The following is an 18,983-nucleotide window of genomic DNA, read 5'->3' as shown; positions in this document are numbered from 1 at the left end:
GGCATAATGAACACTTATGGCCCCTGACCTCGAGACCGCACTGCTGCGGTCGTTCGTCACCGCCGTGCGAGCGGGCAGCATCAGCCGTGCGGCGGCGGCGCTCGGCCGCACCCAGCCCGCGCTCAGCCAGCAGTTGCGCAAGCTTGAGAGGGCCGTCGGCAGTCCGCTGCTGCACCGGGCGCCGTCCGGCGTCTCACCGACCAGGGCGGGCGAGGAACTGCTGCCCTACGCCGAGCGCATTCTCGCGCTGTCGGCGCAGGCACTCGCCGAAACAGGACGTGCGCTCACCGGGCACTGCGGGGTGGGACTCCTCGAAGATCTCGCCGCTTCCCGTCTTGCTCAGGCACTCGCCGACCTCGCGCGACTGCACCCCGGCGCGACGCTGGAGGTGCTCAGTCTTTCCAGCGCGGCGATGCGGGAGGCCTACGACACGGGCCGTGTCCAACTCGTGCTCGACGAGGTCTCGGATCTTCCCTGGCCGCCACGCTGGACGGTGCGTCTGCCGCTGGTCTGGGCGGTCGGGCAGGGTGTCGCCACCGACGCCGATCCGCTGCCGGTGGTGCTGTTCTCGAACACGTGCGCCTGGCGAACGTCGGTGCTGGAAACGATGGAAGGCACGGGGCGCCGCTGGCGGGTGGCGTTCGAAAGCAACAGTCTCGCCGGAGTGCTCGCCGCGCTACGGGCCGGGCTCGGAGTCGCGGCGCTCCTGCCCGCCAACCTCGAGCCGGCCATGGCCTGCCACGACGAGACCGCGTTGCCCGCTCTGCCGGATGTCGAGCTCGGTCTTGCCCGCCACCCCGGTACCGAAGGTGACGCGCTCATCGACGCCGTGGAGACCGCCCTGCGGCGGATGATCTAGCCGCACCCCTGAGCCGGTCTCCGCCGGCTGCCGGGGCGGAGGTCTCAGCCGTCACGGCGTGCTGCCCTTCTCTCTCCGCGTCCTCTTCCCGCCACCGGCGGTGGATCTCCCCGACCTGCTTACCGCCGCGCCGCCCAGGCGTGACCCGCCCGGCGGCGTTCGCGGGCCGGCGGATGGCCGCAGATGGGGTCGCTGTCGCGTGCTATAAATAATGACTGTTCATTATTTAATGGGGAGGGATCATGGCGGGACGACCGCGCACGATCAGCGAGGAGCGCATCATGGCCGCGCTCGCCGCGGCGGTCGGGCGGGTGGGGCCGAGCCGGTTGACCCTGGCCGACGTCGCGCGGGAAGCCGGAGTGTCGACGGGTGTGCTCGTCGGGCGGTACGGCAGCAAGCGTGAGCTGCTGCTCGGATTCGTCCGATGGGGTCTGTCGGAGAAGGCGTTCATCCGGCCGATGCGGGCCGCGTTCGAGACGGCTCCCGACTCCGTCGAGGGGCTGATCCGAGCGGTGGTGCGCAGCGCGGGGCCCGACACGGAGCCGGAGGAGTTCGCCAACAACCTGGCGTTCCTTCACCTGGAGCTGGCCGACCCCGAGTTCCGCGCGCTCCTGGGCGAACACGACGCGGCGGTCCGCGCCGAGCTGGCCGATTACCTGCGGGCGGCGGTGACGCTCGGGCACCTGGTGGCGAGCGCCGACGTCGACGCGCTCGCCGCCGCCGTCGACTCCATCCGCAACGGCACCCAGATCACCTGGGCGATGACCCGATCGCAACCACTCGCCGAGGCGCTCCGCCGTGACCTGAGCACCCTGCTCGAACCGTACCGGTGCAACAAGGAGGACCAGTGACAGACAGACCACTGACGGGACAGGTCGCCCTCGTGAGCGGAGCCACCCGTGGCGGGGGCCGGGGGATAGCGGTCCAGCTCGGTGCGGCCGGGGCGACCGTGTACGTCACCGGCCGCAGCACGACGGCCTCGCGATCACCGATGAACCGCCCCGAGACCATCGAGGAGACCGCCGAACTGGTCACCGCCGCCGGCGGCCACGGCATCTCGGTGCCCACCGACCACCTGGACGTCGATCGGGTCCGCGAGCTGGTGGCGCGGATCGACGCCGAGCAGCACGGCAGGCTCGACATCCTGGTCAACAACGTCTGGGGCGGAGATCCGCTGACGGTGTGGGACAAGCCGCTGTGGGAGCAGCCGCTCGAGGACGGCCTGCTGCTGCAGCGGCAGGCGGTGCACACGCACATCATCACCAGCTGGCACGCCCTGCCGTTGCTGGTGGCCCGCCGCCGCGGCCTGGTCGTGGAGGTCACCGACGGCACCGCCGACCAGGGTTACCGGGGCACCTTCTTCTACGACCTGGCCAAGGCCGGCGTCATCCGGATGGCGCAGGCGCAGGCGGGCGACCTGCGACCGCACGGCGTCACCGCCGTCGCGCTCACCCCCGGATTCCTCCGGTCGGAGGCGATGCTCGACCACTTCGGCGTCACCGAGGACACCTGGCGGGACGGCATCGCCACCGATCCCTACTTCGCGATGTCGGAGACACCCGTCTACCTCGGCCGCGCGGTGGCCGCACTCGCCGCCGACCCGACGGTGGACCGCTGGAGCGGGCAGTCGCTGGCGACCTGGCAGCTGGCCAAGGAGTACGGCTTCACCGACGCCGACGGCTCCCGCCCGGACTGGGGCGGCTACTTCGGCGCGACCCAGCGCCAGAGCGACGCCGTCCCGGAGGACTATCGATGACGCACGGCCCGAGCCGGTCGCCGCCCGTCGCGGCGCCGGTGTCCCCGGCCGCGCTCCCCCTGGTCACCACGGGCTTCGCCGAACGCCTCAGCCCACGGGTTCGCCTCAACCGGTGAAGGCGACGTCTTCCAGACCTAGTTCCAGCGTGGAGCCCACGGTGGAGCCGGTCACGTTCTTCTGCATCAGATAGTTCAGCGTCTCGTAGTGGATGAAGATCAGAGGACATTCGTCCTGGACGATCGCCCGGATCTGGCTGTAGAGCCCCTTGCGGGTCTCCATGTCGGTGGACTCGGCGGCCTTGTCGATGAGCTGGTCGACCTTCGGGTTGGAGTACTTCATCGCGTTGATGGAGCCGCCGGTCTTCACCACGAGGGAGTAGAAGTTGTCCGGGTCGATGGTGCGCTCCTGGTAGGCGCTGCTGATCTCGTAGTCGCCCTTGGAGTACCGGTCGAACCAGACCGAGACGTCGACCTGCTCGATCTGCATCGTGATGCCGATCTGCTTGAGCTGCTCGGCGACGATCTCGCCGGTCTTCAGCAGCTCCGGATACTGCGGCAGGCCGAGATAGCGGATCGTCAGGCCGTTCGGGTAGCCGGCGTCGGCGAGCAGCTGCTTGGCCTTGGCGAGGTCGGGCCCGGCGGCGTAGGGGTCGACGCCGTCGAACCACGGCGAGCCGCTGGCGATCTCCTGCACGCCGACCTCGCCCGATCCGAAGTAGGCGATCTGGCGGATCGCCTTGCGGTCGACGGCCCAGGCGATGGCCTGGCGCACCTCTTTTTTGTCGAAGGGCGCCTTGGCGACGTTCATCGCCAGGAAGTCGGGGATGCCGGCCACGGGGCTGGTCTCGTAGCTGAAGCGAGGGTCCTTGCTCAGCGTGGGCAGCTGCTGCAGGGGCACGGCGTCGGCCCAGTTGATCTCCCCCGCCGACAGGGCGTCGACGCGGCTCTGGTCGACCAGCAGGAACCGGAAGTCGACCTCGTCCAGGTAGGGGCGCCCGCTGCGGAAGTACTTGTCCCACTTCTTCAGGGTGATGTGGTCACCCTGGACCCACTCGACGAACTGGAAGGGCCCGGTGCCGACCGGGTTGCGGGCCGGGTCCTTGGACTCGATCGCCTTCTGGTTGACGATCTCGCCGTTGTTGGCGAGGTTGGTGAGGAACGGTCCAAACGACGCCTTCAGATGGAACGTCACCTGCGTGGGCGAGACGACCTCGACGGCGTCGATGGGCGCGTACAGCGGGGCGTAGGCGCTCGCGGTCTTGGGGTCGAGGATCCGCTCGAAAGTGTACTTGACGTCGTTGCCGGTGAACTTCTCGCCGTTGTGGAAGTACGCGTTGTCGACGAGGTCGAAGGTCCACGTCTTGGCGTCCTGGGACGTCCACCTGGTGGCCAGCCGCGCGACGAGGTCCCCGTTGGGGCCGATGTCGAGCAGCTTGCTGAAGATGCCGTCATACACCTGGGCGCCGGTGTAGACCGAGGACACCGCGGGGTCGAGGCTGTCGGGCTCACCGGTGAGCGCGGCCTTCAGGATGCCGCCCGCCTTCGGCGCCGAGCCGGACGATCCGCCCGCCGCGGTCGAGGAGGCGCTCGGGGCGCAGGCCGCGAGCAGGCTGCCGGCGCTGCCGGCGCCGGCCACGGCGAGCCCGAGGAGGCCGGCGCGCCGCAGGAAGGATCGCCGCGGCAGGCCCGGGCCCGGATTGTTGGTCATGGAGATCTCCTGGTCAGCCGGCGTGGGCGCGGACGAAGTCGATGAGGGTCGTGTTGAACGGCTCGGGGGTCTCCCACAGGCAGGCGTGACCGCCGGGCACGGTGGCCCACGTGGCGTCCGGGACGGCGGCGTGCAGGCGCCGCGACAGCCGGACCGGGATGAGGATGTCCTCCTCGCCCGCGAGCACGAGCGTCGGAGTCGTGATCCGCTCCAGCCGCTCGACGGTGTCGTGGGTCTGGATCACGCTGAGCTGGGCCAGGTAGGCGTCGAGGGGCTGGTCCAGCGCGGCCATGGCCGCCTCGAACTCCTCCGCCTCCTCGGTGCGCTCCTCGAAGAACGGCACGGTGAAGGCCCAGAGCGTGACGTCCCGCATGACGGCGGGGACGCCCATCTCCCGGGCCATGTCGGCCCAGAGCGAGAACATCCGGGAGCAGAACGCCCCCGGCGCGGCGTACGTGCACGCCAGTGTCAGGGACTTCAGGCCGTCCGGGTGGGCCAGGGCGTACTCCTGGGCGATCATCCCGCCCATCGACACGCCCATCAGGTGCACGTCGGTAAGGCCCAGGTGGTCGACCAGCGCCTTCGCGTCGTCGGCGAGCAGCCGGGAGGTGTACGGCCCGGCGGGCTTGTCCGTCGCACCGATCCCCCGGTTGTCGAAGCGCAGGACCCGCAGTCCGGCCTCGAGCAGCGCGGGCACCTGGAAGTCCCACGACGCCAGGTCGTCGGCCAGGCCGTTGATGAGCACGATGGTCTCGGGACCATCGCCTTCGAGCTGGTAGTTGATGGTGATGTCGTTGACGTGAGCGGTGGGCACGGGACCTCCGGATCAGTTCTGCGCGGGCGCTGGGTCCGACTGCGGCCGGGCGCCGAGGGCGACCGGGCAGGCGACGTGGTGGGCAGCCGTGACGGGCTGCAGGACGGGGCGTTCCCGTGAGCACGAGTCGACCCGGAGCGGGCAGCGGGGGTGGAACCGGCAGCCGGTCGGGGGGTTGATCGGGCTGGGGATGTCGCCGGACAGCGGGACGTGAACCAGGCGGGCGTCCGGCTCGGGCACCGGGATCGCGGCCAGCAGCGCCCGCGTGTACGGGTGAACCGGGTCGGCGAACAGCTCCGCCCGGGCCGCGGTCTCCACGATGCCGCCCAGATACATGACGCTGACCTCGTGGCTGACGTGTTCGACGACGCCGAGGTCGTGGCTGACGAAGAGCACGGCGACACCGAGCTCGCGCTGCAGTTTCGCCACCAGGTTCAGGATCTGCGCCTGCACGCTGACGTCGAGGGCGCTCACCGGCTCGTCGGCCACGATGAGTTCGGGCTCGCTGGCCAGCGCCGCGGCGATCCCCACGCGCTGCCGCTGGCCGCCGGACAGCGCCGCGGGATGGCGGTCGGCGTGGTCGGGTGACAGGCCCACCAGGTCGAGCAGCTCGCGGACCCGCCGGTCCCGGTCGAGGGCGGAGCCCACGCCGAAGGCGTCCAGGGACTCCCGCACGCTGCGGCCGACGGTCCACCGGGGGTCCAGGCTGCCCAGGGGGTCCTGGAACACGGGCTGGATGCGCCGGCGGACCTCGCGCAGTGCCCTGCCCCGGAGCCCGACGATCTCGGTGCCGTCGAAGACGACCGACCCCTCGTCGGGCCGTTGCAACCCGAGGACGCAGCGCGCCAGCGTGCTCTTCCCGCTGCCCGACTCACCGACCAGCCCGTGGGTCCGGCCACGCCCCACGCTGAGGTCGACGCCCGACAGCGCGTGCACGCGCCGGCGGCGCAGCCCCGCGTCGGGAGCCGGGAAGGTGACGACGAGCCCTCGCACGTCGAGCAGAGCCGTCATCGGACCTCCTCGGTCACGGCCTGGTGCAGCCAGCAGGCCACCTGTCCGCCGTCCGGCATGCCGATCACGGGAGGGGCCGTGGCACAGCGGTCGTGCACGTGGGCGCACCGTGACGCGAAGCGGCAGCCGGCCGGTGGTTCGGTGAGATCGGGCACCCGGCCGGGAATCACGGGAAGGTCGCCCGACCGGTGGTGGGCGGCCGGCTGGGAGTCGAGCAGCGCACGGGTGTACGGGTGCAGCGGCCGGGCGAAGAGGTCGCGGACCGTACCCTGCTCGACCACCTGCCCCGCGTACATCACGGCGACGCGGTCGCAGACCTGGGCGACGACGCCGAGGTCGTGAGTGATCAGCAGGACCCCGGTGCCGCTGCGGACGGTGAGGTCGCGCAGCAGGTGCAGGATCTGGGCCTGGATGGTCACGTCCAGCGCGGTGGTCGGCTCGTCGGCGATGAGCACGGCCGGGTCGTTGGCCAGGGCCGCCGCTATCACCACGCGCTGCTTCATGCCGCCGGAGAACCGGTGCGGCGGGTCGGCGTAACGGGCGCGCGGGTCGGGGATCCCGACGATGCCCAGCAGTTCGACGGCGCGCTCCCGCGCCGCCCGCCGGCTGACGTCGCGGTGGTTGCGAATCGCCTCGGCCACCTGGGCCCCCACCGAGAACGTCGGGTCCAGGCTGGACGCCGGGTCCTGGCTGACCAGGGCGATGTCGTCGCCCCGGATCCGCCGGTACTGCTCGTCGGTGAGGCCACGCAGGTCCTCCTCGTCCAGCAGCACCCGGCCGGAGACCTCCGACCCGCCGGGCAGCAGGCCCATGACCGCGCCGCCGAGCGTCGACTTCCCGCATCCCGACTCGCCGACCAGCCCGACGATCTCCCCCGAGCCGACGGCCAGGGTGACCCCGTCGACGGCTCCCACCCAGCGGCCTCCGGGCACCGGGATGCGCACCCGCAGGTCTTCGATCTGGAGCACGGCGCCGGTCACGAGACCACCCCTTGCGGGTCGAGGTGGCGGCGCAGTCCGTCGCCGAGCAGATTGAAGGCGAGGACGATGACCGCGATGGCCAGCCCGGGGAAGATCTCGACCCAGGGTGCCTGGGTGAGCACGTCGCGGCCTTCGGAGAGCATGAGCCCGAGCGAAGGGGTCGGCGGCTGCGTGCCCAGGCCGAGAAAGCTCAGCGCGGCCTCGATCTGCACCGCGAAGCCCGCCAGGATCGCCGCCTGCACCAGCAGCGGCCCCAGCGCGTTCGGGATCACGTGACGCCGCAGCACCGCGGCCGACGACCAGCCCCGGGCCCGGCCGCCCTCGACGAAGCCCGACTGCGAGACCACCAGGGACGACGCGCGTTGCACCCGCGCGAGGATCGGCAGGTAGATCAGCGCGATCGCCAGCGCCGCCACGAGGCTGCCGGGCCCGACGATGGCGATGAGGCTGATCGCCAGCAGGAGCGCGGGAAGCACGAGCAGCATGTCCAGCGGGCGCGAGATGACCTGGTCCACCCACCCTCCGAAGTAACCGGCGAGCGTCCCCAGCGGCAGGGCGATGAGGGAGGCGACGGCCACGGCCCCGAAGACGATCGCCAGGCTGGTACGGAAGGCGTAGATCGTACGGCTGAGCACGTCCCGGCCGAGGGCGTCGGACCCGAAGGGATGCCCCAGGTCGGGCGCGCCGAGGACCCGGGAGGAGTCGATGGCGTTGGGATCGTACGGGGCGAGCAGCGGCGCGAGGATCGCGACGACCACCAGCACCACCAGGATGAGCGCGCCGATCCGCGCCGAACGCGGCAGGGCCGCGACGGCCGATCGGCTCCGGCGAGCGCCCGACGCCATGGTCATGGTCACGACTGCCCCCTGTCGGAGACCCGCGGGTCGATGAAACCGACCACCACATCGGTGATCAGGCTGATCAGGATGAAAAGGGTGGCGACCACGAGCAGCCCCGCCTGCACCACCGGATAGTTGCGCTGGTTGATGCCCGTGACGATCAGGCGGCCCACGCCGGGCAGGGCGAACAGCGTCTCCACGACGATCGCGCCGCCCAGCAGGACGCCGAACTGGATCCCGATCACCGTGGCGATCGGAGCCGCCGCGTTGCGCAGGGCATGGCGGTAGACAATGGAACGTTCCCGTGTGCCCTTCGCCCTGAGATAGACGATGAAGGGACGGCCCATCACCCCGAGCATGGACCCGCGCGTCGTCCGTATGATGTACGCCGCCTCCGCGACGGCCAGCGTGAGAACTGGGAGGATCATGTAGTGCAGGTTGCCGCCCGGGTCTTCGCCGAAGGCGATGAAGCCCGACGGCGGCAGCCACATCATCGTGCCGGAGAAGAACAGCACGAGCATGATGCCGAGCCAGAAGTCCGGAACGCTGATCCCGAAGACGACGAACCCCTCGGTCAGGCGGCGGGCCCACCGGCCCCCGACCGCCGCACGGACTCCCAGCGGCACCCCGACGGCGACGGCGAGGACCATCGACAGCAGCGTCAGCTCCAGGGTGACGGGGATCCGCTGCGCGAGCAGCTCGCTCAGCGGCGCCTTGCTGATGAAGTCCTGACCGAACTGCCCGTGCAGGACGCCCGTGATCCAGTCGCGGTACTGCGTCCACAGCGGGTCGTCGAGGTGCAGCTGCGCCCGTACCTGGGCCACGTTGGCGGGGGTGGCCCGGAAGCCGAGCATGGTGCGCACGGGGTCTCCCGGCACCAGCCGGATGATGAGGAAGATGAAGACGCTCATCACGAACAGCACGGGGATCGTCAGGGCGAGCCGCCGGAGCACGAAGCGCAGTCGCGGGCTCATCCGCCGGTCTCCAACGTCGCCGCCTCGCCCACCCGCACCACCAGGTCGCGGATGAGCTTCTCGGTGAGGCCGAAGTGCTCCAGCGCGATCGCCGAGGCACGGTCGGGGTCCTGCTCGATCACGGCGTCGGCGAGCTCGCCGTGCTGGATCGCGGCGATACGGCGGATCTCGGGCGTGTACGGCTCCGCGCCGAGGTCCAGGCTGATGCTGGTGCGGATCTGGGCGCTGATGCCGACGAGCACCGGATTGTGCGTCGATTCGGCCACCGCCCGGTGCAGCCGCTCGTCGGCGACGCGGGACTCCTCGCGATCGCCGGCCTCGCGGTAGTCGACGAGGGCCTGCGACAGGGACGCCACGTCGTCGTCGTTGCGGCGGCGGGCGGCCGTCGCCGCGATCACGGGCTCCAGGAGCCGGCGGGCGTCGAACAGCGCCTCGAACCGCGACCAGTTGGGCAGCAGGTGGCGCCGGATCAGGTCGGCCGAGGACGGCCTCCAGCCCTCCAGCACGAACGAGCCGCCGGTACGGCCGCGCCGCTGCTCGATGTAGCCGCTCTCCGTCATCCGGCGCAGGGCCTCGCGCACGGTGGCGCGGGAGACGCCGAGCAACGACGCGAGCTCGCGCTCGGGGGGAAGCGCCTGGCCGGGCACGTATACTCCCAGCGCGACCGCGGTGACCAGGCGCTCCACGATCTGCTCCGGGGCGTTGCGCACCACGATAGGACCGGCCAGCGGATCGGTGCTGTCGCGCTGCAACTCGGTCAGCAGGGGTGGCTCGAAGGACTCGCTCATCCGTGACTCACCGGCTGGAACCACCGATGGATGAACCGGGCGAGGACCTTGGCTCCGTCGACGATGCTCTCCAGGTCGACGCTCTCGTCGATCCCGTGCATGTCGAACACCCGAGGGCCGTAGCAGAGAGCGGGGACGTCGAAGTCGTTGACGTAGAAGCGGGCGTCGGTGGTGGCCCCGATGACGTAGGTGCGCGGGTCTGTGCCGTGAACCTCGCGGTGGGCCTCGGCCACCGCCGCGGTCAGCGGGTGGCCGTCCGCGAGGGCGTACCCGGCCGCCCGGAACCCGGTGGGCGTCACCAGCGGCGCGGAGGGGAAGCGGTCGTCACCCGCCACGATGCCGTCGATGGCGGCGCGGACCCGCTTTTCGGCCTCGTCGGCCGACCAGCCCCGCGGGAAACCCACGCGCAGCCGCAGCAGCGCCTCCGTCGGCACGCTGGACGGCCAGTCACCGGCTGAGATCTGACCGACGTTCACGTTGTACGGGCTGGGGAGCTCGGCGAAGGCCTCGTCGGGCACCTCGTCCGGCAGCCGGTCGCACCACTCCCGGAGCCCCTGCGCCAGGACCGAGCAGAGATCGACCGGGTTGACGGCCAGGTGCGCCGACTCCGCGTGCGCGGAACGGCCCACCACGCGCACGTCGAGCCAGAGCACGCCGACCCCGCCCGTGAGGATCCCCAGGTCGGTGGGTTCGAGAACGACGGCGGCGTCGGCGAGGACCCCGGCCCGGGCGGCCGACAGGGTGCCGTTGCCCGTGCACTCCTCCTCGATCGCGCCGAGGAGCATCAGGCGGCCGGTGTCGAACCCGGGCGCCACCTCGTCGAGAGCCCGTACGGCGAGCAACCCCATGGCGAACCCGCACTTCATGTCGCCGGCGCCGCGCCCGTAGAGCCGGCCGTCACGACGGGCCGGCTGGAACGGGGGGCTGGTCCACAGCTCGGGGGTGCCGGCCGGCACCACGTCGAGATGGCCGTTCAGCAGCAGGGAACGGCCGCCTTCCGCGCCCCGGCTCCCCAGCACGTTGGCCCGTCCGGCGTACGAAACCTGCCTCACCCCGGCGAGGGGGTCGGAGACGATGTCCTCCGGGATCGGCAGCGACTCGACGTCGAAGCCGGAGGCCGCGAGTTCCGCCCCGAGCACGTCACAGGCCGCGGATTCATGACCGACCGTGCTCCGCGCCGCGACGAGCCGCTCGAGAAAGACGAAGGCGTCCTCCGCCAATGCCTCCACTGCGCCATCGATGGCCTCTCCGCTGAACATCCCACCTCCAAGGTTTATGGTTCAGACCATAGACCATAAAAGGGATGGTAACGGGACATCTATCGGATGTCCACAGGTCAGACACCTTCTGGTCGTTTACGTCAAGCGGCCGTGAGGGGCCTCCTGTCATCGATCTCGCGGCAGAGAGCGATCAGCTCGTGGTGGACGGCGAGAGAATCCTCGTATCGCTCCGGGCTCCTTGCCCGCGACGCGAGACGCCATCGCGACCTCGGGGAACCGTCGTCGCGGCCTCGGGGAAGTCGCCGTCCGCGACCCCGATCGGGCCCGTGGCCCCGGTCTGAGCTTCAGCTGTGCGTGGGGGCCACCACCGGGCCGACGGCACGGAAGACGACCGTGAAAGAGCCCGCTGCCGCATCGATCTGGTAGGCGTAACAGCCGGGAGCTCGCAATCGGGTCAGGGATGGATACTCCCGCCAGCCGCCGGGCACCGCGTCCTCGGCCGGATCCAGGAGGAGTTCCTCGACGGCAGGATCGCCGAACCTGAGCTCGCCGGGCCCGTCGAGTTGCCGGCCGCGCACCAGAACCGGTGTGGTCAGTACGGGATTCACCGCCCACGCCACTTTCTGAGCAGCCCAGGTGGGGTCCGCCCACGCGCCGGCGGGGTCAGGGGCGGAGTAGTCGAGGCGGCCGCCCTCCAGCCCTATCGGCCCGGCCAGCCATCCGCCCCGAACCGACCCCGTGTCCTCGCCGGGTCGCGTGGTTTCGGTGGTGACCGGACATCGCGTTCCCGGTTGATGACGCTCAACCGCCCATGGGCGACGCAGCCGCGCTCCGGGATCCGATCCGGCGTTTCCATGCCCGCCTTCGGCCGCTGGAGCGGGACTCGCGCTGCAGCCGGCCGTCACGAGAACCAGCGCGACGACCAGGATGGGGAACCGATGTCTCATGGATCCCCCTACATCACGGGGCCTCGAAAGGTTCCAGGTTCGCAGCGCGGTCGCGGTCGCCGTCTGCGAGCGGCTGATGCGCCGTCTCCCCGAGCGCGGTGACGTTCGGCGACTCGCCGTAAAAAATCTTCCGTGGTCCAGTGCTTGCGGGTAAGCAGCGTGGTCAGCGGGTGACACTCCACCGTGTTCATAGTGCGCCTCCCCTCCGGTCAAGGGTGGCCCCCAGATGTGGTGCCGCATCCGGGCTCTGGGAACAGCACCGGTGTAGGAAGCAGCGCAGGGCAACGCCGGCTCCCTTCATGACGAGCCCCTGGTGAGCGAACGTGAGCCCACCAGCGCGTTACCCGGGCACCGCCTTTCCTGCCCGGCAGGCCGACACAGAAAGAGGAACGACACCGATGAAACTGAGCGACCTCCTCGCCGACCACGACCACCACGTGATTCAGGGCGATCCCGCGGCGGCCGACGTCCGGGCCGGTATCGCCTACGACTCACGGCGGATGACCCCCGGATCGATGTACGTCGCCATGCGGGGCACCAACGCCGACGGCCACCGGTTCATCCCCGACGCCGTGGCGCGCGGCGCCGTGGCGGTGCTCGTCGACCGCCCGATCGACGACAACGTGCCCCCGCACGTATGTGTGGTACGGGTGGCGGACACTCGCGCCGCAGCCCCCGTCGTGGCCTCCAGATACTTCGGTGAACCCGCGCGCGAACTCTCCGTCGTCGCCGTCACCGGCACGAACGGCAAGACCTCGGTGTCCTACATGATCGAGGAGGTTCTCCGCACCGGCCTGAAGGTGTGCGCCGGGGTCATCGGCACCGACGGGTACCGCGTCGGCCACGAGACGATCAAGGTCGACAGGACGACCCCCACCACTCCGGAATCGGTGGACCTGCACCACATCCTGCGGCTTATGCGGGATCGCGGCGCAGGCACGGTGATCATGGAGGCGTCGTCCATGGCGTTGACGCTGCACCGCGTCGACTGCGCGGACATCGACGTCGGCGTGTTCACCAACCTCACCCCCGACCACCTCGACAACCACGGCAGCATGGAACAGTACAAGGCCGCGAAACTGCGGTTGTTCGACCGGATGTGCCACAGAGCGGTAGCGAACGCCGATGACCTGGTCAGCGCGGACATCGCCGCGTTGATGCCGGGAACGGTCACGACGTTCGGCATCGACAACGAGGCGGATTTCCGGGCGACCGACCTGGTGATCGAGCCCGCCGGTACACGGTTCATCCTGCACCACGACGGTCGGCGGAGGCCCGCGAAGGTGCCCGTCCCGGGACGGTTCGCCGTACACAACGCCCTGGCCACCGTGGCGACCTGCCACCTGCTCGGCCATGACGTGCACGCGGTCCTCGACGCGCTGGCATCGCTGCCCCCGATCCCGGGCCGGTTCGAAACCTTCCAGACCCCCGACGGCGTCTCGGTGATCGTGGACTATGCCCACTCTCCCGACTCGCTGGAGAAGGTGCTGACGACGATCGGTGGATTCGCCCGCCGCCGCATCATCACCGTCCTCGGCGCCGGCGGAGACCGCGACACCACCAAGCGTGCCCCCATGGGTCAGATCGCCGGCAAGCACTCTGATCTTGTGGTGGTCACCAACGACAATCCGCGTGGCGAGGACCCCGAGGCCATCGCCGACCAGATCATCTCCGGTGTGGCGCGGACCGATGCCGAGGTCGAGCGGATCCTTGACCGTGAGGCGGCGATCCGGCGGGCGCTGACCGTCGCCGAACCCGAAGACACCGTGCTGATCGCGGGCAAGGGCGCCGAGCCGTACCAGATCATCGGCGCGATGACCGTCCACTTCAACGACATGGAGACCGTTCGGAAACTGACCGCGGACCTGTCAGCCTCCTAACGCTCGCGCCCGCTCGACGCGGAAGCGACCTCGATTCAGGCCGTGTCTTGAAAGATCGCCACCCTTCGTGATGATCTTCGCGTGGGGCGGGGAGAGATGCGGGTCGACGCCCCCTCAGGGCGGCGGCAATCGGGCGGGATCCGGTGCGGCGGGCGCGGCACCGGTGGCGTCGGCCGGATACGGGGAAAGGTCACGGCCTTTCGACGCGGGTGAGGATGATCGCATAGCGGCACTCGGCATCGCCGGTGTTGGCGAAGACGCACGGGACGGGTTCGTCGACTTCGATCGAGTCGCCCGGGTTGAGTTCGTGCACCGCATCGCCTTCGTGGAAGGTCAGCCGGCCGTCGAGCACCCAGACGACCTGCCGGATGAAGGCCAGGGACGCTGCCGGATACGGCACGCGGGCCCCAGGCGGCAGGCGGACCTCGGCGATGTCTGCGGGGAAACGCGGCCCGGTGATCTGGCGCCGACGATATCCGGTGGCAGGATCGCGCCATTCCGTGGCGTCGGCCATCCGGCGCACCCCAGTGACCTGCTCCCCGCTGCTGTCCGGTGCGCCACCGGTGGCGCCTTCGGCGGGGGTCAGCAAGGCGGAGACCCTGAGCTGGAAGGCAGCGGCCAGTTTGCCGAGGACGACAGCGGTGGGGTTGCTCTCGGCGCGCTCGATCCGGTTGATCATCGCGCGGGACACACCGGAGGCGTCCGCGAGCTGCGCCAGAGTCCATCGGCGCTGTTCCCGTTCGCTGCGGATGCGGGCTGCGATCTGCCCGACCAGGGGATCCACTATATTGGACATAGACATATAATATATGAGATAGGGCTCAAGAGGGCCCGCCCGGCAGGCCCGCACGCCTCAGCGAACCCGCGGACGCCGTCCGCGGCGTCCGCACCACGCGGCGTACCGCCGCGGCGCATACCGGCCAGGTCCTGGCATCGCTGACTCGTCGGGACTGCCGATCTCTGACAACCCGTTCATGAATTCCATCCGTTGGAGGACCAATGGAACTCGGTCTCGCACTGCCCACCGCCGGACCGCAGACCTCGCCGGAGACGATCGTCAAGGTCGCCAAGGAGGCCGAACGGCTCGGCTACGCCGCCTTGTGGACGTTTGAACGCCTGCTCCGCCCGCTCGAGAAGGTCGTGTTGTGGTCGGGGGGTGAACCCGCGATGATGCCGGAGCTCTACCGCTCGACGTACGAGCCGCTGGAGACGCTGAGCCATGTCGCCGCCGTGACCGAGCGGATCAAGCTGGGCACCGCGGTCATGGTGGCGCCGCTGCACGTACCCGTGTCGCTCGCCCGCCGGTTCGCCACCCTGGACCGGTTCAGCAGCGGCCGGGTCATCGCCGGCCTGGGACAGGGCTGGCAGAACTACGAGTTCGAGACGGCGAACGTACCGAGCAACCACAAGGGCGCCCGCACGGAGGAACTCATCACGGCGATGCGGGCCGCGTGGGGCCCGGACCCGGTCCGGCACGACGGCGAGTTCTACCGGATCACGCCGTCGCAGGTGAACCCCAAGCCGGTCCAGGCCCGTATTCCGGTGCTACTGGCCGCGAACGGGCCGGCCGCCGTCAAGCGCGCCGGCCGGATCGCGGACGGCCTGATCCCGATCGCCTCCTCGGCGCAGGAACTGCGCGGCATCATGTCCGCGTTCCACGACGCCGCCCGGGAGGCGGGCCGCGACCCCGGGGACCTCAAGGTGGTCAACCAGGTGCCCTGGCCGACCCCGGTCACCCGTGAGCCGATCGGGGACGACCGGCCCTTCCTCGGCGGATCGCCCCGGCAGATCGCCGAGGACCTCATGGCCGCCCGCGAGAGTGGTGTGACCCAGGTGTACCTCGCCGGCGGCCAGGGCCTCGGACTCGACGTGGGCCTGCAGGCCGCCGACGTGGACCAATGGCTCGGGTTGCTCGGTGAGGTGATCGAGGCGGCCGGCCGCCTCGGCGTCCTCGCGCCGTGAGGCGACGGCACCCTGACCTTCTTCCCTGGCGCCCGTTGCCCTGCGGAGTCAGGCGTCGCTACGGGGACTCGCCGCCCAAAGCCATTGAACTCAGATCAGAGTCCGAGAGCTTTGATCCAGTCCCCGGATGAGGCACGTTGCCGTTAGAGCCCCGGTAGTACGGAAGATCGGTCAGGGACTCACGTCCGCCGCCGGTACGGGCAACGGTTCGACGACCGCGCCCTCGCCGGGAAGGCCGGACTCCCTGATCTGGGGATGTCTCGCGCCGCGAGGCCATTCGCGGAAGCGCCGGAACGTCATGGGGACGCCTCGGGCGACGGACAGGTCCGGGCTGTCCATGACCTGCACGTGCACGTGCGGCTGGGTCGAGTTGCCGGAGTTGCCGCAGTCCGCGATCGGCTGCCCCGTCGTCACCTCCTCGCCGAGGGCGACGCGAACGGAGCCGGCTCGCAGATGCACCAGGGCGACGAACGCGCCGCTGTCACGCAGCGCGATGATCAGATGGTTGCCGGCGATCGCCTCCACCCCTTGCCGGAGCCGCGCCGCCTGACCCAGCGCATAGGGCACCAGGGTCAGCTGTGACCGCCGCCCCACGTGATCGATCTCGCCATCGTGCGCGGCGACGACGACGCCGTCGGCCGGTGCCAGGATCGGCCGACCATAGGCGAAGAACCGCTCCGCCGGTTCGGTGGCGAGGAAGGTCCGCCAGTCACGGCGGTCCGCGGTCCGGTGACGATGGTCCACACCGATGAAGTCGATGGCATACCGCTCGCCCAACAGATCGGTCCCGTGACTCGGGACCCGCCGGGCCGGACTGTTCCTCGCCAACCACAGCCCCGCGAACGGCAGCGAGAGCACGACTTCCCGGATCATCGAATGGCCTCCGCCCCTTTCACCGGTAAACGATCGCGGGAAACCATTGGTGCCCGACTCCTGCGCCGGGCCGTGGTCACTTCCGCTCGCCGGGCCCGTCCAGCAGTGCGGTGGTAACGGCCGCGACCGCGGTGACGATGGCGGCTCGGTGGCCGGCGAGACGCTTGCCCGGATCCTCGTCCAGGGGGTTGCGGATCACCGCGGCCGTCATGTTCCAGCTCTGGGCCGCCGCCAGCGCGATCATCATCGCGTCCATCGCGGTCGTCACCTCGACGCCGTAGCGCTCGGCGATCGCACCGGCTTTGGACAGGTGTGCCTCCCGCTCCTGGTCCGATGCGTCGGGGCGTTCCAGCATCTTCCACTGGGTGAGGCGTTGCAGTCCCGGATCGGCCGTCAGTTCGTCGAACAGCGCGCCGGTGTAGCCGGCCAGGTCGTCGGGCGTGAACGGTACGACGTCGGCCAGGACGCGGAGCCGGTCGGCCAGGACCGCGTCGAACAGGGCCTCCTTGGAACCGAAGTAGGCGTAGATCGCCTGCTTGTTCGCCGAGGCGGCGACTGCGATGCGGTCGACCCGGGCCCCGGCGAATCCGACACGGACGAACTCGTCGTACGCCGCGGCCAGCAGCCGCGCGCGGGTGGCGGAGGAGTCGTAGCTCATAACCACCACCCTAAAACAACCAGATGGTTTGACTTCCTCGAATCCAGTCGAGGGCTTCCTGGAGTCGGTGATCGCCGCGGTTGAGCCGTTCGGCGTGGGCACGGGGCGCCCCCGCGCCCGGCGGTCAGCCGACGGTGATCGGACGCTCGAAGAAGGTCTCCAGCACGACGATCGCCTGCGTGCCGGAGACGCCGGAAATGTCGTAGATCCTGCGGAGCACGTCCTGCAACTGCTCGGTCGTCGGGGTACGGACCTTCAGCAGAACCGAGGCGGCACCGGCGATGACGTGCGCCTCCTGCACTTCGGGCAGGGCGGCGAAGGCCGCTGCCGTGTCGCCCATCCAGGCGTTCGAGTCGACCATGACGTAGGACAGCACCCCCAGGCCCAGGGCCTTCGGGTCCACGTCCACCGTCGTGGTGCGGATCGCCCCCCGCTCGCGCAGTTTCCGCACCCGCTCGTGAACGGCGCCCGCGGACAGGCCGACGCTCTGCCCCAGCGCGGCGTAGGACTGTGTCGCGTCTCGCTGCAACTGTGCGATCAGCGCACGGTCGATCTGATCCATGTTCGGTCCAGTCTTGTCGTAGCCTGATGGCGTTCGGTATGAATATTATATGACTGAAGGAAATTTGATGACGGATCGATTCAAGGCAGAGTTCCAGGCGCTCGACGAGCGGTTCACGGGTTACGACGGAGACACTCACGTTGAGGTGCTGCACAGCGGGAGCAGGAAGACCGAAGGACCCGTCTACTTCCCTGCCGGCCGCTACCTGGTGTGGAGCGACATCCCCAACGACCGCCTGCTGCGCTGGGACGAGACCACCGGCGCGGTCGGGGTCTTCCGCTGCCCGTCAGGCAACGCCAACGGCAACACCGTCGATCGCGAGGGGCGGCTGATCACCTGCGAGCAGGGCGCCCGCCGCCTCACGCGGACCGAGCACGACGGCGCCATCACCGTCCTGGCCGACAACTACCGGGGCAAGAGGCTCAACAGCCCCAACGACGTCGTGGTCAAGTCGGACGGCTCCATCTGGTTCACCGATCCCCGGTACGGGATCACCGGCTACTACGAGGGCGCACCCGCCGAGAGCGAGATCGGCGCGGACCACGTCTATCGCCTCGACCCCGGCACCGGGGAACCGACCGTCGTCGCCGACGACTTCGTCCGCCCCAACGGCCTCGCCTTCTCCCCCGACGAGTCGCGGCTCTACGTCGTCGACACCCGTAAGCGGCACCTGCGGGTGTTCGACGTCGCCGGCGACGGTCTCAAGGGTGGCCGGGTGTTCGCGGAGGCCTGGTTCGACGGCATACGGCTCGACTGTTACGGACGGATCTGGGCCGCGGCCCTCGACGGGCTGCACTGCTACGACCCCGACGGCACGTTGATCGGCAAGCTGCTGCTGCCCGAGGCGGCCAGCAACCTGACCTTCGGCGGAATCAGGCGAAACAACCTGTTCATCACCAACTCGGCCGGAAACCTCTACTCCATTCGCGTGACCTTCGCAGGCGCGAAGTGAACCCTCCCGCTTGATCACCGGCCAGCCGACCTCCGCGGCCCGCGCCCACGGTCGGCCGGCAGCCGGGCCTCCCGGCCGACCACTGCGCTCCCCCGCGACATCCCGACAAAATCGTCGAATACCGCCAAACCACACGGAAATTCCTGGCACAGGATGCCAGGACGACGGCTTCACAGGTGTCTCTTCGGAAACAGAATGGGC

19 protein-coding genes are annotated in these 18,983 nt (G+C 70.0%); 6 read left to right on the top strand and 13 right to left on the bottom strand.

Going from position 1 to position 18,983, the window contains the following annotated elements; all coding sequences use genetic code 11:
• Window positions 1-16: 16 nt before the first annotated feature.
• The 3 genes from DKM19_RS19175 (at window position 17) to DKM19_RS19165 (ending at window position 2,615) form a co-directional block, all read left to right on the top strand.
• Complete coding sequence (locus tag DKM19_RS19175; protein ID WP_110697059.1) at window positions 17-859, top strand: LysR family transcriptional regulator; 843 nt, start codon at window positions 17-19, stop codon at window positions 857-859.
• Window positions 860-1,101: 242 nt separating this feature from the next.
• On the top strand, window positions 1,102-1,710 hold the full coding sequence (locus DKM19_RS19170) for a TetR/AcrR family transcriptional regulator (protein ID WP_110697058.1): 609 nt from the start codon (window positions 1,102-1,104) through the stop codon (window positions 1,708-1,710).
• Window positions 1,707-2,615 (top strand): SDR family oxidoreductase, encoded by a 909-nt coding sequence (locus tag DKM19_RS19165; protein ID WP_110697057.1) that lies wholly within the window; start codon window positions 1,707-1,709, stop codon window positions 2,613-2,615. The genes DKM19_RS19170 and DKM19_RS19165 overlap by 4 nt, the downstream gene beginning before the upstream one ends.
• A 105-nt stretch (window positions 2,616-2,720) precedes the next feature.
• Here DKM19_RS19165 and DKM19_RS19160 read toward each other — a convergent pair whose 3' ends face one another.
• The 9 genes from DKM19_RS19160 to DKM19_RS49540 form a co-directional block, all read right to left on the bottom strand.
• Window positions 2,721-4,322 (bottom strand): ABC transporter substrate-binding protein, encoded by a 1,602-nt coding sequence (locus DKM19_RS19160; RefSeq protein WP_110697056.1) that lies wholly within the window; start codon window positions 4,320-4,322, stop codon window positions 2,721-2,723.
• 13 nt (window positions 4,323-4,335) lie between these two features.
• On the bottom strand, window positions 4,336-5,136 hold the full coding sequence (locus DKM19_RS19155) for an alpha/beta fold hydrolase (protein ID WP_110697055.1): 801 nt from the start codon (window positions 5,134-5,136) through the stop codon (window positions 4,336-4,338).
• Window positions 5,137-5,148: 12 nt separating this feature from the next.
• Entirely contained in the window at window positions 5,149-6,147 is a 999-nt protein-coding gene (locus DKM19_RS19150; RefSeq protein WP_089208324.1) for an ABC transporter ATP-binding protein, read from the bottom strand.
• Window positions 6,144-7,127 (bottom strand): ABC transporter ATP-binding protein, encoded by a 984-nt coding sequence (locus DKM19_RS19145; RefSeq protein ID WP_110697054.1) that lies wholly within the window; start codon window positions 7,125-7,127, stop codon window positions 6,144-6,146. The genes DKM19_RS19150 and DKM19_RS19145 overlap by 4 nt, the downstream gene beginning before the upstream one ends.
• A complete protein-coding gene (locus DKM19_RS19140; RefSeq protein ID WP_110697053.1) occupies window positions 7,124-7,978 on the bottom strand; it encodes an ABC transporter permease in 855 nt (284 codons plus the stop codon). The genes DKM19_RS19145 and DKM19_RS19140 overlap by 4 nt, the downstream gene beginning before the upstream one ends.
• A gap of 2 nt (window positions 7,979-7,980) precedes the next feature.
• A complete protein-coding gene (locus tag DKM19_RS19135; protein ID WP_110697051.1) occupies window positions 7,981-8,940 on the bottom strand; it encodes an ABC transporter permease in 960 nt (319 codons plus the stop codon).
• Window positions 8,937-9,728, bottom strand: a complete 792-nt coding sequence (locus tag DKM19_RS19130) for a FadR/GntR family transcriptional regulator (protein ID WP_110697048.1) — start codon at window positions 9,726-9,728, stop codon at window positions 8,937-8,939. Before DKM19_RS19130 ends, DKM19_RS19135 begins: the two co-directional genes overlap by 4 nt.
• Window positions 9,725-10,987, bottom strand: a complete 1,263-nt coding sequence (locus tag DKM19_RS19125; protein ID WP_110697046.1) for an ArgE/DapE family deacylase — start codon at window positions 10,985-10,987, stop codon at window positions 9,725-9,727. Before DKM19_RS19125 ends, DKM19_RS19130 begins: the two co-directional genes overlap by 4 nt.
• A 305-nt stretch (window positions 10,988-11,292) precedes the next feature.
• Window positions 11,293-11,895, bottom strand: a complete 603-nt coding sequence (locus tag DKM19_RS49540) for a hypothetical protein (protein ID WP_162641594.1) — start codon at window positions 11,893-11,895, stop codon at window positions 11,293-11,295.
• 398 nt (window positions 11,896-12,293) lie between these two features.
• Between DKM19_RS49540 and DKM19_RS19115 the strand changes: the two genes are divergently transcribed.
• Window positions 12,294-13,775 carry a UDP-N-acetylmuramoyl-L-alanyl-D-glutamate--2,6-diaminopimelate ligase gene (locus tag DKM19_RS19115; protein ID WP_110697042.1) on the top strand — a complete coding sequence of 494 codons (1,482 nt, stop codon included), beginning with the start codon at window positions 12,294-12,296 and terminating at the stop codon, window positions 13,773-13,775.
• 190 nt (window positions 13,776-13,965) lie between these two features.
• Here DKM19_RS19115 and DKM19_RS19110 read toward each other — a convergent pair whose 3' ends face one another.
• The gene (locus tag DKM19_RS19110; protein WP_204358863.1) at window positions 13,966-14,559 is read right to left on the bottom strand and encodes an XRE family transcriptional regulator; all 594 of its coding nucleotides are present in this window, start codon (window positions 14,557-14,559) and stop codon (window positions 13,966-13,968) included.
• A 215-nt stretch (window positions 14,560-14,774) separates the two neighbouring features.
• Between DKM19_RS19110 and DKM19_RS19105 the strand changes: the two genes are divergently transcribed.
• Window positions 14,775-15,737, top strand: a complete 963-nt coding sequence (locus tag DKM19_RS19105; protein ID WP_110697038.1) for a TIGR03619 family F420-dependent LLM class oxidoreductase — start codon at window positions 14,775-14,777, stop codon at window positions 15,735-15,737.
• Between the two features lie 171 nt (window positions 15,738-15,908).
• Here the strand turns inward: DKM19_RS19105 and DKM19_RS19100 are convergent, their stop codons facing one another.
• The 3 genes from DKM19_RS19100 to DKM19_RS19090 form a co-directional block, all read right to left on the bottom strand.
• Complete coding sequence (locus tag DKM19_RS19100) at window positions 15,909-16,610, bottom strand: M23 family metallopeptidase (RefSeq protein WP_110697036.1); 702 nt, start codon at window positions 16,608-16,610, stop codon at window positions 15,909-15,911.
• 76 nt (window positions 16,611-16,686) lie between these two features.
• A complete protein-coding gene (locus DKM19_RS19095) occupies window positions 16,687-17,268 on the bottom strand; it encodes a TetR/AcrR family transcriptional regulator (protein ID WP_110697034.1) in 582 nt (193 codons plus the stop codon).
• 124 nt (window positions 17,269-17,392) lie between these two features.
• Window positions 17,393-17,830 (bottom strand): Lrp/AsnC family transcriptional regulator, encoded by a 438-nt coding sequence (locus tag DKM19_RS19090; RefSeq protein ID WP_110697032.1) that lies wholly within the window; start codon window positions 17,828-17,830, stop codon window positions 17,393-17,395.
• 67 nt (window positions 17,831-17,897) lie between these two features.
• On the opposite strand from DKM19_RS19090, the gene DKM19_RS19085 reads away from it, so the two are divergent.
• Window positions 17,898-18,782, top strand: a complete 885-nt coding sequence (locus tag DKM19_RS19085) for an SMP-30/gluconolactonase/LRE family protein (protein WP_110697030.1) — start codon at window positions 17,898-17,900, stop codon at window positions 18,780-18,782.
• Window positions 18,783-18,983 lie beyond the last annotated feature (201 nt).

Source organism: Streptosporangium sp. 'caverna' (assembly GCF_003203775.1).
Lineage (GTDB): Bacteria > Actinomycetota > Actinomycetes > Streptosporangiales > Streptosporangiaceae > Streptosporangium > Streptosporangium subroseum.
This window is presented reverse-complemented; position numbering and strand designations above follow the sequence as displayed.